Genomic DNA, 16,188 nt, shown 5'->3' with positions numbered 1-16,188 from the left:
GTGCAGGGTATGTGCACGGCCGGCGCGTTCTATTTCGTCAACGAGTCCGATGTGGTCATCTGCTCGACCGACGCGACATTCTTCGACTCGCACGTGTCGGCCGGCTTGGTGTGCGCGCTGGAGCCGGTGGGACTGATGCGCCGCGTCGGACTGGGTGAGGCGTTGCGAATCGCCCTGATGGGCAACGACGAACGGGTCAGCGCCGACACGGCTCTGCGCATCGGTCTGGTATCTGAAGTGGTCTCTCCGGAAGAGCTTTGGATACGTGCACACGAGATCGCCGCGACCATTGCGGCCAACCCGCCGTCGGCGACCCAGGGCACCGTCAAGGCAATCTGGGAATCGTTGGACAAGCCCTACCGGGCGGCTCTGGACCAGGGGCTGATCTACACCCGACTGGGGAATCCGATCGGCATAGCCGAGCTCGAGAGGCGTGGCAACCATCGCGCATCGGATCCGAAACTTCGATGAGGTCGCACCGGCTGAGTCGGCGCATCGACGACGTGCTGCGTATACAACCCGACGCACCCGCCCTGGAGTATGACCATCAATGGCTTTCCTGGGGACAGCTCCGCGACCTCGCCGAACAGATCAGTTCGCTCACCGGCATCGACCGACCACAAGTCGGAATTCTGTTACGCAATCGCCCCGCGCACGTTGCCGCGCTGCTCGGGGTGCTGCGCTGTGGCGGCACGGTGGTGGCGATCAACCCGGGCCGCGGCGACGAACGCATCAAAGCAGACCTCGATCAGCTTGCGCTCCCGATGATCATCGGCGAGCCAGACGATCTGGCCATCGCGGCCGGTCGGCCCGCCACGACGACGGTGTCGATCACGGCTGTCGGCGTCAAGCCGAAAGTAGTTGCAGCCAGCCAAATCCATACCTATGACTTGCGGCCGGACGTCGCGGTGCGGATGTTGACCAGCGGAACAACCGGACCACCCAAACGGGTAGACCTCACCTACGACATGCTTGCGCACAGCGTGATGGGGCCGGAAGCCGAGCAGCCGGCGGCCCCAACAGAGTTGCGTCGGGGTGTGGCGATCGTGAACTCACCGCTGGTGCATATCGGTGGGGTCTTCCGAGTCTTGCAGTGTGTTGCCGAGCCGCGCCCGTTTGTGCTGCTCGAACGATTCGAGCTCAATCGGTGGGCCGAAGCGGTGCGCACGCATCGACCTCGCGCGGTGTCGCTGGTGCCGACCGCGCTACGCATGGTGCTGCATTCCGACGTACCTCGTGAGGATTTGGCGAGTATCCGCGCCGTGACGTCTGGGACCGCGCCGCTATCGCCAGAGGACGCCGATGCGTTCACCGAAAAGTACGGCATTCCGGTGCTGACTTCCTATGCTGCAACAGAATTCGGCGGTGGAGTGGCCAGCTGGACCTTGGCCGATCACCAGAAGTACTGGCGGGCCAAACGCGGCAGCGCGGGGCGCGCCAACCCAGGGGCTCAACTGCGGGTGGTCAGCGACGACGGCAAACCGCTGGGCCCTGATCAGATCGGCCTGCTGGAGGTGAAACCCGCGCAGCTCGGGCCTTCCTCAGACTGGATGCGCACCACCGACATGGCGCGCATCGACGCCGATGGGTTTCTGTGGATCACCGGCCGCGCCGACCAGGCGATCATTCGCGGCGGCTTCAAAATCATGCCCGACGACGTGCGCAGCGCCCTGGAAACCCACCCCGCTGTGGCGGGTGCCGCCGTCATAGGGCACAGCGATGAACGCCTCGGCGAAACCCCCGTTGCCATGGTGGAACTTCGAGCGCCAGGATCGGCGAACGCGGCCGAACTCATCGATTTCCTGCAATCCCGACTGGCCCGTTACGAAATTCCCACCGACATCGCGATCGTCGCCGATCTCCCGAGGACGCCTTCCGGCAAGCCCGATTTGGGTGCGATCCGGCGCCACTTTCACGACGCGTTGTCCGCGGCGCAGGGTGACCATGTCAAGTGAATCGATAACCGTCGGACACGTACTACGCGCACAGGCCCGCAGCCGGGGCGATCACCCCCTGCTGATCTGCGATTCCGAACGCGTCAGCTATGCCGACGCCGACCGGCTTTCGGCGCGACTTGCCCGTGGGCTCATCGGTCTCGGCGCCGGCAAGGGCAGTCATGTCGGGCTGCTCTACCCGAACGGCGTCGCGTTCGTCGTCGGAATGCTGGCTGCGGCGCGAGTCGGCGCCGTGGTCGTGCCGTTCTCCACGTTCGCCACCGCGCGCGAGCTACGCGAGCAACTCGTCGACAGCGACACCGAAATCCTGCTTGCTGCCACATCGTTCCGCTCACACGACTACGTGCACCGGCTGACCGAGGTACTGCCGGGATCCCGTCTCGATTCCGACGACCGGCTCCTCGACGTCGCCGCACCGCAGTTGCGACACGTGATCTTTGACGTCGCACGCCTTCATCGGCTGGCCGAGACGGTCGATGAGGGGCTTCTGACCGCGATGCAAGATGATGTCGACGGCTCGGACCCGCTGACGATCGTCTACACCTCGGGCACGACCACCGCCCCCAAGGGGGTGGTGCACACCCACGCCGCGCTGCTCAACCACCAGCGAAACCTCAACGCGGTCCGAGGCTTGGCTCCCGCGGACCGGCTGTTCTGCAATTCGCCGTTCTTCTGGATCGGAGGACTCGGGTTTGCATTGCTTGCCACGTTGCTCGCCGGATCGACGCTGGTGTGCTCCAACGCCGAAGATCTCGGCCAGACGCTCGATCTGCTTGAGGCCGAAAGACCAACTATCACCAACGGATTCCCCGCCGGAGTCGCACACCTGGCGCGGCACCCGACTTTCGCCAGACGCGACCTTTCGTCGATGCGACGCGGGAACCTGTATCCGATCATGTCTCCTGAGGTACGACCGGCCGACCCTGAATTGCGGCACAACATGCTCGGCCTGACCGAGGCGGGCAGCGTGGTGCTGATCGACGCTGACGAGACCGACCAACCTGAGCATCGACGTAGGTCGTTCGGCAAGCCGGCACCAGGCCTGGAAACCAAGATCGTCGATCCCGAGTCCGCGATACCGGTCGAGGATGGGGCACTCGGCGAGCTTTATATTCGGGGGTCGTGTCTGATGCAGGGATACTACAAACGCAGCCGGGAAGAATGTTTCGACGCAGACGGCTGGTTTCACACCGGTGACCTGGCCGCCAATGACAGCGACGGCTTCGTCTACTACATCGGCCGCCGGGGCTCGATGATCAAAACGGCCGGCGCCAACGTCTCCCCGGCCGAAGTCGAGCAGGCAATCGCCAAGGTCACCGCGAGCGTGGCCCACGTCTTCGGAATCCCGGATGCCGACCGAGGTCAGGTGGTCGCTGCGGTCGTCATCTTGGACAACGGCGGGACCTTCGACGAAGCCGGCCTTCGTCGCCAACTTGCTGCGGAATTGTCGGCGTACAAGATTCCCCGCCGATTCGTGGCGATCCCCGTCGCCGAAGTACCCCTTTTGGCCAGCGGGAAAGCTGACGTGCAGCAATTGAGAAGCCTGTTCGATGGCTGACACCGTCGATGAGCTAGTCCGGTTTCACTCGGCGCGTGACGAGGCCAAGCCGATGGTGATCGACCTTGCCCGCAGACTCAGCTACCGCGAACTCGACATCACCACAAGCGATTTAGCCGGGGTGTTCATCGACGCCGGTGTCGTCAAGGGCACCCGGGTCGGGCTGATCATGCCCAACGGCGTCCGCTGGGTGCAGATCGCGATTGCCCTCACCCGCATCGGTGCCGTGCTGGTTCCATTGAGCACACTGTTGGCCGCACGGGAATTGGTCGCACAACTACGGGCCGCGTCCGTGCAGGTCCTGATCAGCGTCGAGGAGTTTCGAGGTCACCACTACCTCAGCGACCTTCGGTCGACTCTTGGCGTGCCCGATCTGTCCACAACGCTGCAACACCCCGACCTTCCTGCGCTGCGCCAAGTTTGGGAGGCCGACCGGTTGCCACATGTAACCTCCGCTGAATCGAACCGCACTATCGTCGACGCGCTCGCGGCAACGGTGACACCGAATGACCCGATGGTCATCATGTTCACCTCCGGTAGCAGCGGTGCACCCAAGGGCGTGATCCACTCGCACGGCAGCGCGCTGGGCGCCGTCCGGTCCGGATTGGCAAGCCGTTGCATCGATTCCGAGACCAGGCTATATCTACCGATGCCGTTCTTCTGGGTGGGCGGCTTCGGTAGCGGTGTACTTTCCGCGCTGGTGGCCGGGGCAACGCTGATCACCGAGGAGATCCCCCAACCGGAAACCACGCTGGGTCTGCTTGAACGCGAACGGGTGACGCTGTTTCGCGGTTGGCCCGATCAGGCCGAGGCATTGGCGCGCCACCCGTATCGCGCCCAGGCAGATTTATCTGCCTTACGCCCCGGCAGCTTGGAAGCCCTCCTTCCGGTCGAACAACGTGCCCAACCCGGCGCTCGGGCAACGCTGTTCGGGATGACCGAAGCATTCGGGCCGTACTGCGGATACCGCGCCGACACCGACATGCCGCGCTCAGCCTGGGGCAGCTGCGGCAAGCCGTTCCCGGGCATGGAGATCCGGATCGCCGATCCCGAGAGTGGACAGACCGTCGCCGCGGGAACCGTTGGGATGATCCAGATTCGGGGACCACACACGCTGCGCGGGATATGCCGGCGCAGCCGAGAGGACCTGTTCACCGCCGACGGGTTCTACCCCACCGGTGATCTCGCCCGCCTAGATGACGGGGGGTTCCTGTTCTACCACGGCCGATCCGACGACATGTTCAAAGTCAGCGGGGCGACTGTCTACCCGACCGAAGTCGAGCAGGCGCTGTGTGACATCGACGGGGTCGACAACGCCTTCGTGACCAATGTGGCTGGTGGACAGGGAGTTCGCGTGGGTGCGGCGGTGGTGTGCGACACCGCCGCCACGACCATCGACAAGCTCCGCGCAACGGCGCGCACCGTGCTCAGCTCGTTCAAAGTCCCGACAGTGTGGCTGCTGGTCGATTCCGATGACATGATTCCGCGGGGTGCGACCGGCAAGGTGGATGTCCGACGGCTGCGCGAATTGCTGGCCGCCACGGACAGCGGGCAGCCCGGCTAGGTCGAATCGACGACCCCGTGTTCGGCGAGGTGGTCGATCAGCGGAGCCGCGCCGGCGGCAAGGTGATCCGACATGGCTTTGCGGGCCAGCTCGCTGTCGTGTTTGGCCAGCGCTGCCACCACGCGGCGGTGGTCTTTGATCGACTGACCGGGCCAGCCCGCGATTATGGGGAACACGGATTCCGGGGCATAACGGGTGATCTGTAGCATCATCTGCGCAAGCTTTGGTGACTCGGCGGCCACATTGATGGCCCGATGGAACTCATGATTAAGTCGCACCGTTCGCTCGATATCGTTGCCCGCGTATGCCTCCTCGAGCTCAGTCTGAATTCGTTTGAGTTCGCGCAGTTGGTCGTCGTCGATGTTGACCGCGGCTCGCGCGGCGAGCTCACCACCGACGTGTGCCTGCAGATTGGCGACGTCGGCAAGGTCGCGTTCGGTGACGGGTAGCACCACGAACCCACGCCGCGGCTGCTGCGCCAGCAGCCCCTCGGCGCGCAATTCGAACAGCGCCTCCCGCACCGGCGTGACGCTGATACCTAGTTCCGTCGCCAGCTGATCCAGACGGACGTACTCGCCCGCCGAGTAGGTCCCATCGAAGATCCGCTTACGGACATAGCGCGCAACGTCTTCGGAGAGCTGGGGCCGCGCGGCGAAATCCGGGACACTCACGGTCAAATCCGATACTCGGCGAGCAGCCGCTTGCTGATGATGGACTTCTGGATCTCGCTGGTTCCCTCGCCGATGAGCAAGAACGGGGCGTCGCGCATCAGCCGCTCGATCTCGTACTCTTTGGAGTAGCCGTACCCACCGTGGATGCGGAAGCTCTGCTGAGTGACCTCCGAGCAGAATTCGCTGGCAAGATACTTCGCCATGCCCGCCGCGACGTCGTTGCGTTCACCAGAATCCTTCAACCGGGCCGCGTTGACCATCATCAGGTGAGCGGCCTCGACTTTGGTTGCCATTTCCGCGATTTGGAAGGCAATAGCCTGGTGCTCGGCGATCGGCTTGCCGAAGGTGTGACGCTGCTGGGCGTAGCGCGCGGCGAGCTCGAACGCGCGGATGGCCACCCCGACCGCCCGGGCTGATACGTTGACACGTCCAACCTCGATGCCGTCCATCATCTGGTAGAAGCCCTGCCCCGGCACGCCGCCCAAGACGTTGTCGGCGCTTGCGGCATATCCGTCGAAGATGAGCTCTGTGGTGTCAATCCCCTTGTAGCCCAGCTTGTCGATCTTGCCCGGGATCAGCAGCCCGGGTAACACCTCACCGAATCCGGTCGGCTTTTCAACCAGGAAGGCGGTCAGATTGCGGTGCGGCGCCTCCGCGCCCTCATCGGTGCGAACCAGGACCGCCACCAGACTGGAGCTGGCGCCGTTGGTCAGCCACATCTTCTGGCCATTGATGGTGTAGTCGCCGTCGCTGCCCCGCACTGCCCGGGTGCGGATCGCGGCGACGTCAGAGCCCAACTCGGGCTCCGACATCGAGAACGATCCGCGTATCTCGCCGTCCGCCATGCGCGGCAGGAAGCGATGCTTCTGCTCGTCGGTGCCATGCTGGCGCAGCATGTAGGCGACGATGAAGTGAGTGTTGAGCACCCCCGAGATGCTCATCCACCCGCGCGCCAATTCTTCGACGCAGAGCGCGTAGGTCAGCAGCGACTCGCCCACTCCGCCATATTCCTGCGGGATCATCAATCCGAACAGACCCATCTCCCGCATCTGGTCAACGATCGCTTGCGGATAGGTGTCAGTGCGCTCCAGCTCGGGCGCATTAGGGATGACTTCCTTCTCGACGAATTGCCTTACCGTGGAGATGATTTCGTTTTGAAGGTCGGTGAGGCCGATCGTCTGAGCGAGTTTGGTCATGCCGCGTCTGTCTCCTTGACTCAGCAGGCGATCGTCTTGGCAGCGTTCAGGCGTGCGATGTCGGCGGCACTCAATCCCAGGTGCGCGCTCAGCACGCGGATAGTGTCGCCGCCCAGCCGGGGTGCCGGTTCGCTTGCGAGGTGACTCCCGTCGAGAACGGCCGGCATCCCGGGCGCAAGGTAGTCCCCCACGCCGTCCTGGTGCAGGCGGGAGAACAACGGATTTGCCGTAACCCGTTCATCGTCGACGACCTGCGCGAAACTGCGATAGCGCTCGAACAATACGCTGGTGGACGACAACGCCTTGGTGATCTCGTCGGCGGTGTGACCGGCGAACCACGTGGCGAATAGTCCGCTGAGTACGTCGCGGTACCGATAGCGCTCGCCCTCGTCGCTGAAATCCGCGTCCAGTGAATCGGCGAGCGCGGAAACAACTGCGCCGGTGCCGGATACCTCGACGAGGTCATGAAAATGACGTTTGGTCAGCGTCACGACCATGAACGCGACGCCGTCGCGACTGGTGAAATCCTGACCGTACTGTCCGTAGATCGCGTTGCCCTGGCGTTGGCGTTCGGTGCCGTTCACCTGAGGCTCGGTCAGCAATCCCAGGTTGCCTGCGGTAGCTAACGCGACGTCTTCCAACGCGATGCTGATTTGAGCGCCGACTCCGGACTGGTCGCGGCGCCGCACCGCGGTCACTAGGGCGAGCGCGGCATACAGGCCACAGCAGACGTCCCATGCCGGCAGCACATGGTTGATCGGGCCGGAGTGGTTCGCCGGTCCGGTGACCAACGGAAATCCGGTTGCCGCGTTGACCGTGTAGTCCACGCCGGTAGAGCCATCATGGCGACCGAGCACCTGGAGATGTATCACGTCGGGCCGTTTCGCGACGAGCGTGTCAAACGACAACCAGGGCAAGCCCGCAGCGTTGGTGACCAGCACGCCGTCACCTTCGACGATCAGCCGCTGGACCAGATCCTGCCCAACAGGTGAGCGCAAATCGATGGTGGCCGAACGCTTGCCCTTGTTCAGACCGGTCCAGTAAATCGACGTGCCGCTTTCGGCCAGTGGCCACCGGTGGGTGTCGGACGCACCGCCGATGGGGTCGACGCGTATCACCTCTGCGCCCAGTTGGCTCAACGTCATTCCGCACAGCGGTGCCGCGACGAAGCTGGAAACCTCCACGACGGTGACGTCGGACAACGGGGTGGTCACTGCGGCCCGACTCGCTCGAAAACCGCCGCGAGGCCTTGTCCGCCGCCGATGCACATGGTTTCCAGCCCGTAGCGCGCGCCCCGGCGATGGAGTTCGCGGGCCAGCGTGGCCAGCATCCTGCCGCCGGTCGCGCCGACCGGATGGCCCAGCGAGATACCCGAGCCGTGCACGTTGGTCCGCTCCCGGTCGGCGGCGCCAAAGCCCCACTCCCGCATCACGGCAAGTGCCTGTGCGGCGAACGCCTCGTTGAGTTCGATGAGGTCGATGTCGCTCAATTGCAGGCCCGCCTTGGCCAGGGCGAGCTCGGTGGCGGGTACCGGACCGATTCCCATCACGTTGGGTGGCACGGCCGCGACGCCCCAGGACACCAGCCGGACCAGCGGAGTGAGGCCGAGTTCCGCGGCTCTCTCCAGGGTGGTCACCAGACACATGGAGGCCGCGTCATTTTGACCGCTGGCATTTCCCGCGGTCACCGTCGCTTCTGGATCATCCTTGAGCAGAACGGGTTTGAGCTTACTCAGCGATTCCACTGTGGCGTCGGCCCGCGGATGCTCGTCGGTGTCGACCACCTCCTCGCCACCGCGGCCACGCACGGTGACCGGGATGATCTCCTCGGCCAGGACGCCGTCCTTCTGCGCAGCCACCGCCCGTTGGTGCGACGCCACCGCTAGCTCGTCCTGCTCCTGACGCGAGATGTTGTATTGGCGGCGCAGGTTCTCCGCGGTCTCCAGCATCCCGCCGGGCACCGGATAGTGGCGACCACCGGCGGTGGAGCGCCCCCGCGCCAATCCGTCGTGCACCTGTACGCCGCCGCGGCCACCACCCCACCGCATGTCGGTGGAGTAGAACGCGACGTTACTCATGCTCTCCGCGCCGCCGGCGACCACGAGATCGTGGTCACCGGAGCTGATCTGGAGGCTTGCCTGGACGACCGCCTGGAGACCCGATCCACAACGACGGTCCACCTGCATGCCGGGCACGGTCACCGGGAGTCCCGAATCAAGTGCGATCACGCGTCCGATCGCCGGCGCCTCGCTGTTGGGATAACAGTGCCCAAGGATGACGTCCTGTACCGCCTCGGGTGGCACACCGGTTCGTTCGAGCAGCCCGGTAAGAGCGGCCACTCCGAGCCCAACAGCGCTCTGCGACTTGAACATTCCACCGTAGCGGCCGATCGGGGTCCGAACCGGCTCGCAGATCACCGCTTCGCGGGTACTCACAGGTGCCGCCCGCCGGTCACCTCGAGGACGGTGCCGGTCATGTACGACGACAGATCGGAGGCCAGGAACAATGCGACGTTGGCGACTTCGTCGGGCTCGCCGGCTCGTCCCATCGGCACCTCCGCGACTTTTGCGTCCCAAATCCGTTGCGGCATAGCCTCCGTCATCGCCGACCTGATCAGCCCGGGCTGGATCGCGTTGACCCGCACACCGAGATGGGCAAGTTCCTTCGATGCCGCCTTGGTCATACCGACGATGCCGGCCTTGGCCGCCGAATAGTTGGTCTGGCCAACCATGCCGACCTTCCCGGATATCGACGACATGTTCACGATCGTCCCGCGCTTGTTCTCCCGCATGATCGCGGCGGCTTTGCGCAACCCGTTCCACGTACCCTTCAGATGCACCGCGATCACCTGATCGAACTGTTCCTCGGTCATCTTGCGCATCGTCGCATCGCGGGTGATTCCGGCGTTGTTGATCATGATGTCGAGCGCGCCGAACCGGTCGACGGCGGCGTCGACCAGTGCATCCACGTCATCCCCGGATGTCACATCGCAGCGCACCGCGATGGCGACGTCGTCGCCGCCGAGCTGCTTGGCCGCGGACTGCGTTGCCTCGAGATTCACGTCACCGAGTACTACCCGGGCACCCTCATCAACGAACCGCTGCGCGATGGCAAAACCCAGCCCCTGGGCGCCACCGGTGATTACTGCGATCTGACCGGTCAATAACGACACACGATCACCGTCCTTCTATTCAGGCCCCGAATCGGGACATCATCGCACATCATATTTCATATATGATCGCTGCCTGCGGACAGTCGGCGGGGTCCCGCAGTAGCGCGGCAACCCGCGCTCGCATCGCTCGAAGGGAGCGCTGATTCATGTCTAACTCGGTCGTCGACGACGACGACTTCCAGCAGATCCTCGCCCAGACCCGACAGTTCGTCCGCACCGCGGTCGTCCCGCGTGAGCAGGAGATTCTGGCGACCGACCGGGTGCCAGACGATCTTCGGAACCAGGCCAAGGACATGGGGTTGTTCGGCTATGCCATCCCGCAGGAGTGGGGTGGGCTCGGGCTCGACATCACCCAAGACGTCGAGTTGGCGATGGAGCTGGGCTACACCTCGCTGGCGCTCCGGTCGATGTTCGGCACCAACAACGGCATCGCCGGTCAGGTCCTGGTCGGGTTCGGCACCGACGAGCAGAAGGCCACCTGGCTGGAGTCGCTGGCCTCTGGGCAGGTCGCCTCGTTCGCGCTGACCGAACCGGGGGCGGGGTCGAACCCGGCGGGACTGCGCACCAAGGCCATTCGCGATGGCGCGGAAGGCGATTGGGTGATCACCGGCGAGAAGCGATTCATCACCAACGCGCCGGTTGCCGACCTGTTCGTGGTCTTCGCGCGGACCCGTCCCGCCGATGACGCCGGACCGGGCATCGCCGTGTTCCTGGTTCCTGCCGACTCCCCCGGAGTCGAGGTCGGAACCAAGGACGCCAAGATGGGACAGGAGGGTGCCTGGACCGCGGACGTGCGCTTCACCGACGTGCGCGTACCGGCCGGGGCACTGGTCGGCGGCAGCGCGGACATCGGCTACCGCGCGGCGATGACCTCGTTGGCGCGCGGACGGATTCACATCGCCGCGCTGGCCGTGGGAGCCGCGCAGCGGGCGCTGGACGAATCCGTCAACTACGCGGCGACGGCCACCCAGGGCGGCACACCGATCGGGAACTTCCAACTGGTTCAGGCGATGCTCGCCGACCAGCAGACCGGGGTGATGGCCGGTCGCGCGCTCGTCCGGGACGCGGCCCGGTTGTGGCTCACCGACGAGGACCGACGCGTCGCCCCGTCGGCGGCCAAGGTGTTCTGCACCGAGATGGCGGGCAAGGTCGCCGATCTCGCCGTGCAGATCCACGGTGGTAGCGGGTACATGCGTGAGGTGCCGGTTGAACGTATCTACCGCGACGTGCGCGTGCTGCGACTGTACGAGGGCACCAGTGAGATTCAGCGGCTGATCATCGGTTCGAACCTGGTCAAGGCGGCACAGCGCAAGCGGTGACGTATTGTCGTGTCCGTTACAGTGGCCTTTACGATACGGAGCGCACATGACTGGCCGGTTGACGGGCAAGGTCGCATTCATCACCGGAGCGGCGCGGGGTCAGGGCCGCGCACACGCTGTCCGGATGGCCCGCGAAGGCGCCGACATCGTCGCCGTCGACATCGCGGGGAAGCTTCCATCCTGTGTCCGCTACGACTCGGCAACACCGGAGGATCTGACCGAAACCGTTCGGCTGGTCGAAGCCACCGGCCGTCGAATCATTGCCTCCGCGACGGATGTTCGTGATTTCGAAGCCTTACGTGACGAGGTAAGCAGCGCGGTCGCAACCCTGGGCCGGCTGGACGTCATCGTCGCCAACGCCGGCATCACCGCTCCCCAGGCGTGGAACGAGATCACTCCCGAATCGTTTCGCGACGTGATGGAGGTCAATGTGACCGGAACGTGGAACACCGTGATGGCCGGAGCACAGCAGATCATCGACGGCGGTCGCGGGGGGGCAATCATTCTGATCAGCTCCGCAGCCGGCATGAAGCTGCAGCCGTTCATGGTGCACTACACCGCCAGCAAGCACGCGGTGACCGGGATGGCACGTGCGTTCGCCGCCGAGCTGGGTATGCATTCGATCCGGGTCAACAGCGTGCACCCCGGTCCGGTCAACACCGCAATGGGCGGCGGGGACATGGTCGGCGCCTTGGCGAGATTTACCCAGAACAGTCCGCATTTGGCGAACACCCTCACGCCGTTTCTACCGAATTGGGTTGCCGAGCCTGAGGATATCGCCGATGCGGTATGTTGGCTGGCCAGCGACGAATCGAGAAACATCACCGCGGCAGCGATCCCGATCGATCAAGGTTCTACACAGTACTGATACGCGTCACGCGATGAGATCTAGCGTGCCGAGGTCGCGGATTGCCTGGCAGCCACGGGCCAACATGGTGAGCACCATGTCGTCTCCGCGGTCGGTTGCGGTGGCGAAGGCGAATCCCAATGCGGAGATCAGCAGCGCCTGCGGCATACCGAGTCGGTAATCACGCCAACAGGTTTCGCGGTCATAGCCGGTGACGTCATAGTCGGCAAGGGCTCGGTGGTATTCGTCGACAAGGTCGTGTTCGATCGATGCACGCAGCGCTGGCTTGAGGCTGGTCGCGGTGAAGTACGCCAGGTCGCGCGCGGGCAGGCCCACGCCGAGCGTCTGCCAATCCACCACTGTCACGCTGGCGGCGTCGGGAGAGAACAACAAATTGTCGAGCCGGTAGTCGCCATGCAACAGCGCAAACCGGTCCCGCTCGGCGAGCAGCCACGGCGTCACCAAACCCATGGCGGTGGTGAAGGTTTCCTGATCGGCGGCGCTCATTCGGTCACCGAGTTTGTCTAGCGTGATCTCGGCACTCATGCGCGCCACCTCGCCCAGACCGTCGGCCGATGCTTCGTCCGGTCGGGCGAAGGCGATCCCGGGGAAGTCCAGCCAGACGGGATCACACCAACTGGGCCCATGCAGTCCGGCTAATGCCGTCACGACCAGTCGCGCTTCGCGCTCACCGCAGCCTGCGATCTGATCGCCTTGCACAGCGGGAGCCTGATCGGCGAGCAGCAGTGCGTAGTCCAGCGCGTCCTGACTGATCTCGCAATAGAAGCACTGGGGGACGGGCACTCGCACCCGATCGGCCACCCCGGTGTAGAACGCGCACTCGCTGCGGTAGCCGACGGTCACGCGGTCGCGCACGGTGTCGTCCTGCGCGGGCAGTTTGATCACAAAGGTGTCGGGCAGGCTGCCCGCATCACCGGCGTACGTCGCCGAGACCCGATAGGTCGCTCCCGTCTGCCCGGTACCGATGGCGGCCACGTCGACGCGAAACAACCGCACAGTCGTGCCGCGAGTGCTCAGCACCGTGGAGAGCCACTCGACGGTGATGTCGTCGGGGTATCGGGGAATGCGCATCGGGATCTGCGCCCCTTTCGCGGGCTCGACTGACCGGACAACTGTAAGGCATTCGGCATGAGTTGCGGCAACTGTAGGCACGACTGCCTCAGCTGTCCGATCAACGCAGGGTTGCGCGGGCATGGCCGACGTTGTCAACAACCGTCCTTGGTTCGATGCCGTGGGGCGGCATCCATCGTCTCACCGCATGTAAATGCCCTAATACCTCCCGCCGCGCGTCTGGCCCGTCCTAAGATCGCCCCACCTATCTCGCTGAAGGGGTGGCCACGATGAAAATGAATGCCGCGGTTCTGTGGGAGTTCAACGCGGAATGGAGTGTCGAAGAACTGGACCTTGACGGCCCGCAGGACGGCGAGGTCCTGGTGTCCTTCGAGGCCGCCGGGCTCTGCCACTCAGATCATCATGTCCGCACCGGCGACCTTCCCGTGCCGCTGCCCATCGTCGGTGGCCACGAAGGTGCCGGCGTCGTGCAGGAAGTCGGCCCCGGTGTCAGGGACGTGCAGGTCGGCGACCATGTGGTGGCGTCTTTCCTTCCGGCGTGCGGGCGCTGCCGTTGGTGTGCGACCGGCCAGCAGAATCTGTGCGACCAGGGCGCGTTGTTACTGAGCGGCGCCCAGCTCGATGGGACTTTTCGGCGGCGGGTCGGGGACCGCGACGTCGGCGCGGCATGCTTCTTGGGCACGTTCGCGCAGTACGGCACCGTGCCGGACTCCTCGATCGTCAAGATCGACAATGACCTTCCGCTCTCGCGTGCATGCCTGCTTGGCTGCGGGGTCACCACCGGGTGGGGATCGGCGGTCAATACAGCCAAGGTGAGCCCCGGCGACACCGTCGTGGTGATCGGTTGCGGCGGCATCGGTAGCGGCGCGATTCAGGGCGCGCGATTGTCTGGCGCGGAAAAAATTGTGGTGGTCGACATCGCGGAAGGCAAGCGGGACAAGGCTTTCCAGTTCGGTGCAACTCATTTCACGACGTCAATGCCCGAAGCCACCGCTTTGGTCGGCGACTTGACGCGCGGCGTGATGGCCGACTCGGCCTTGCTGACGGTCGGGCTTGCCGAGGGCCCGATGATCGGTGAGGCGCTGGACATCGTCCGCAAGGGCGGCGCCGTGGTGCTGACGGCGCTGGCGCCGATCACCGACGTGACGCCGACCCTCCCGCTGGCGATGTTCACGCTGTTCCAAAAACGGCTGCTGGGCAGTCTTTACGGCGAGGCCAACCCGCGCGCCGATATTCATCGACTGCTCAGCCTCTACCGCGAGGGCAAGCTCTTGCTCGACGAGACGGTGACCGCCGAGTACAAACTGAACGACATCAACGAGGCCTATGACGATACGTTGGCGGGCAACAATATTCGCGGCGTCATCATCCACGACCACTGAGTCGCGTCGCCCGGCGCCCAGCTGAGCGACGTTTACGGCCGAATTGTCTCCGAATGGGCACCCGACACGATTCTCAGCTGTCAGCCGCAGGGGTCCAGATTTGAGTGGACTCGGAGCGGCCCCGCAACACGGTGTCACCAATCGAGGCCCAGTGCCCGCGCTCGGCTGCGTCGGCGCGCTCGATTGCCGCAGCCGAACTCCCGATCCGTTGGTCCAGCGTCTTGGCGAAGTCCGCCAGACGCGCCGCCTCGTTGACCGCATCGCCGACAACGGTGTATTCGTAACGGTTTTCGGCGCCGATGTTTCCGGCGAACACCGGCCCTGCAGATACACCGATCCCGAAGTCGACCATGGGTAGCCGGCCCAGCTGATCGCGTAGCCTGCGGGCGGTGGCCAGCGCCGCCGACGCCGAACCGTCCAAGGCAAGCGGGGCCCCGAACACCGCCAGCGCGGCGTCACCCTGGAATTTGTTGATCAGCCCGTGGTGATCGTCCACCGCGCTGACGACGATGCGGAAGAAATCGTTGAGTACCTGAGCCACCTCCTGCGGCGGCCTACTCGCCGTCAACGTCGTCGAGCCGACCAGATCGATGAAAAGGATTGCCGCCTCTCGGACATCACCGGACAGCTGGGTGCCCTGTTCGATCGCGCGACGGGCCACATCGGCTCCGACATGGCGGCCGAACAGGTCGCGTAACCGATCGCGTTCGCCGATTCCGGCGACCATGCGATTGAATCCGTGCTGTAGGCGCCCGATTTCAGACTTTTCGTAGACGCCGACGAAGGTGTCGATCCTGCCTCGCTCGACCTTCGCCATGGCGTCGACGACCTCGCGGACCGGATCCGATATCGAACGGGAAGTCATGATCATCACCGGGAGCCCAATCAGGATCGCGACAAGCGTCACCACCAGAATGGGCATCTCGACCGACCCGGTCTTCTGAATGATCCAGCCGTTGGAGCGAGTCAAAATGAGGCCGGCGATCGCCAAGGATGGCAGGCCGCTTCCCAATAGCCACATGCCCATAAGTCGGGTGAGCACGCTGGGCGCGACCACAAAGCCTTCAGTACCCTGCGTGGCCGCCAACATGATTGGCCGTAGAGATCGCTGGGTGAGCAACAGGCTGAGGCTTGCGGCCGCGCTCCCGCCGAACACCACCGCCAACAGGGTCGGGACCCACAGCGGCGCAAGGCCGTCGAGATTCAACACCAGGTAGGTGACGCCGCTGACCGCCCACACTGCCGCCAGAATCATCGACTGCCGTGTGATGATGCGCATTGCCGATCGCCGCTGCTCGGGATTCGGTTGTTGTTGAGCGACGAACCACCGCAGGACCGGAACGAGATTGGCGATACCGCCGGCTGCGACGGCGACGGTCCCGAGCACGACGATGACCGCCGCCGTGATGAGGCTGTTCGGAGCGAAGTACGCC

Annotated in this window: 14 protein-coding genes; 7 read left to right on the top strand and 7 right to left on the bottom strand. The window is 64.6% G+C overall.

Annotated elements, in window-relative coordinates; all coding sequences use genetic code 11:
* The 4 genes from WAN02_RS04940 to WAN02_RS04925 all read left to right on the top strand — a co-directional run.
* Nucleotides 1–471: enoyl-CoA hydratase/isomerase family protein (locus WAN02_RS04940; protein ID WP_422263062.1), on the top strand; the 471-nt coding region annotated here is incomplete at its 5' end.
* On the top strand, nucleotides 468–1,955 hold the full coding sequence (locus tag WAN02_RS04935) for a class I adenylate-forming enzyme family protein (protein WP_422263061.1): 1,488 nt from the start codon (nucleotides 468–470) through the stop codon (nucleotides 1,953–1,955). The genes WAN02_RS04940 and WAN02_RS04935, both read left to right, overlap by 4 nt.
* Nucleotides 1,945–3,513, top strand: a complete 1,569-nt coding sequence (locus WAN02_RS04930; RefSeq protein WP_422263060.1) for a class I adenylate-forming enzyme family protein — start codon at nucleotides 1,945–1,947, stop codon at nucleotides 3,511–3,513. Before WAN02_RS04935 ends, WAN02_RS04930 begins: the two co-directional genes overlap by 11 nt.
* Complete coding sequence (locus WAN02_RS04925) at nucleotides 3,506–5,077, top strand: class I adenylate-forming enzyme family protein (RefSeq protein ID WP_422263059.1); 1,572 nt, start codon at nucleotides 3,506–3,508, stop codon at nucleotides 5,075–5,077. The genes WAN02_RS04930 and WAN02_RS04925 overlap by 8 nt, the downstream gene beginning before the upstream one ends.
* Here the strand turns inward: WAN02_RS04925 and WAN02_RS04920 are convergent.
* Genes WAN02_RS04920 through fabG form a run of 5 tightly spaced genes read right to left on the bottom strand, consistent with a single transcriptional unit; the run spans nucleotide 5,074 to nucleotide 10,115 of the window.
* Nucleotides 5,074–5,748, bottom strand: a complete 675-nt coding sequence (locus WAN02_RS04920; protein WP_422263058.1) for a GntR family transcriptional regulator — start codon at nucleotides 5,746–5,748, stop codon at nucleotides 5,074–5,076. The genes WAN02_RS04925 and WAN02_RS04920 overlap by 4 nt on opposite strands.
* A 2-nt stretch (nucleotides 5,749–5,750) precedes the next feature.
* Nucleotides 5,751–6,944 (bottom strand): acyl-CoA dehydrogenase family protein, encoded by a 1,194-nt coding sequence (locus tag WAN02_RS04915; protein ID WP_422263057.1) that lies wholly within the window; start codon nucleotides 6,942–6,944, stop codon nucleotides 5,751–5,753.
* A 20-nt stretch (nucleotides 6,945–6,964) separates the two neighbouring features.
* Complete coding sequence (locus WAN02_RS04910; protein ID WP_422263056.1) at nucleotides 6,965–8,158, bottom strand: CoA transferase; 1,194 nt, start codon at nucleotides 8,156–8,158, stop codon at nucleotides 6,965–6,967.
* Nucleotides 8,155–9,378: an acetyl-CoA C-acetyltransferase gene (locus tag WAN02_RS04905; protein ID WP_422263055.1), complete on the bottom strand. Its 1,224-nt coding sequence runs from the start codon at nucleotides 9,376–9,378 to the stop codon at nucleotides 8,155–8,157. Before WAN02_RS04905 ends, WAN02_RS04910 begins: the two co-directional genes overlap by 4 nt.
* Nucleotides 9,375–10,115, bottom strand: a complete 741-nt coding sequence (gene fabG, locus WAN02_RS04900) for a 3-oxoacyl-ACP reductase FabG (protein ID WP_422263054.1) — start codon at nucleotides 10,113–10,115, stop codon at nucleotides 9,375–9,377. The genes WAN02_RS04905 and fabG overlap by 4 nt, the downstream gene beginning before the upstream one ends.
* Before the next feature lie 146 nt (nucleotides 10,116–10,261).
* On the opposite strand from fabG, the gene WAN02_RS04895 reads away from it, so the two are divergent.
* On the top strand, nucleotides 10,262–11,434 hold the full coding sequence (locus WAN02_RS04895; RefSeq protein WP_422263053.1) for an acyl-CoA dehydrogenase family protein: 1,173 nt from the start codon (nucleotides 10,262–10,264) through the stop codon (nucleotides 11,432–11,434).
* Nucleotides 11,435–11,480: 46 nt separating this feature from the next.
* Nucleotides 11,481–12,302, top strand: a complete 822-nt coding sequence (locus WAN02_RS04890) for a mycofactocin-coupled SDR family oxidoreductase (RefSeq protein WP_422263052.1) — start codon at nucleotides 11,481–11,483, stop codon at nucleotides 12,300–12,302.
* 6 nt (nucleotides 12,303–12,308) lie between these two features.
* Here WAN02_RS04890 and WAN02_RS04885 read toward each other — a convergent pair whose 3' ends face one another.
* The gene (locus WAN02_RS04885; RefSeq protein WP_422263051.1) at nucleotides 12,309–13,373 is read right to left on the bottom strand and encodes a phosphotransferase family protein; all 1,065 of its coding nucleotides are present in this window, start codon (nucleotides 13,371–13,373) and stop codon (nucleotides 12,309–12,311) included.
* 269 nt (nucleotides 13,374–13,642) lie between these two features.
* Here WAN02_RS04885 and WAN02_RS04880 point away from each other — a divergent pair, with 269 nt between their 5' ends.
* Entirely contained in the window at nucleotides 13,643–14,755 is a 1,113-nt protein-coding gene (locus WAN02_RS04880) for an NDMA-dependent alcohol dehydrogenase (protein ID WP_422263050.1), read from the top strand.
* A 73-nt stretch (nucleotides 14,756–14,828) separates the two neighbouring features.
* On the opposite strand, the gene WAN02_RS04875 is transcribed toward WAN02_RS04880, so the two are convergent.
* Nucleotides 14,829–16,188 (bottom strand): adenylate/guanylate cyclase domain-containing protein (locus tag WAN02_RS04875; protein WP_422263049.1); only part of this gene is annotated, 1,360 nt, incomplete at its 5' end.

The organism is Mycobacterium sp. (assembly GCF_049281135.1).
Classification (GTDB): Bacteria; Actinomycetota; Actinomycetes; order Mycobacteriales; family Mycobacteriaceae; genus Mycobacterium.
This window is presented reverse-complemented; position numbering and strand designations above follow the sequence as displayed.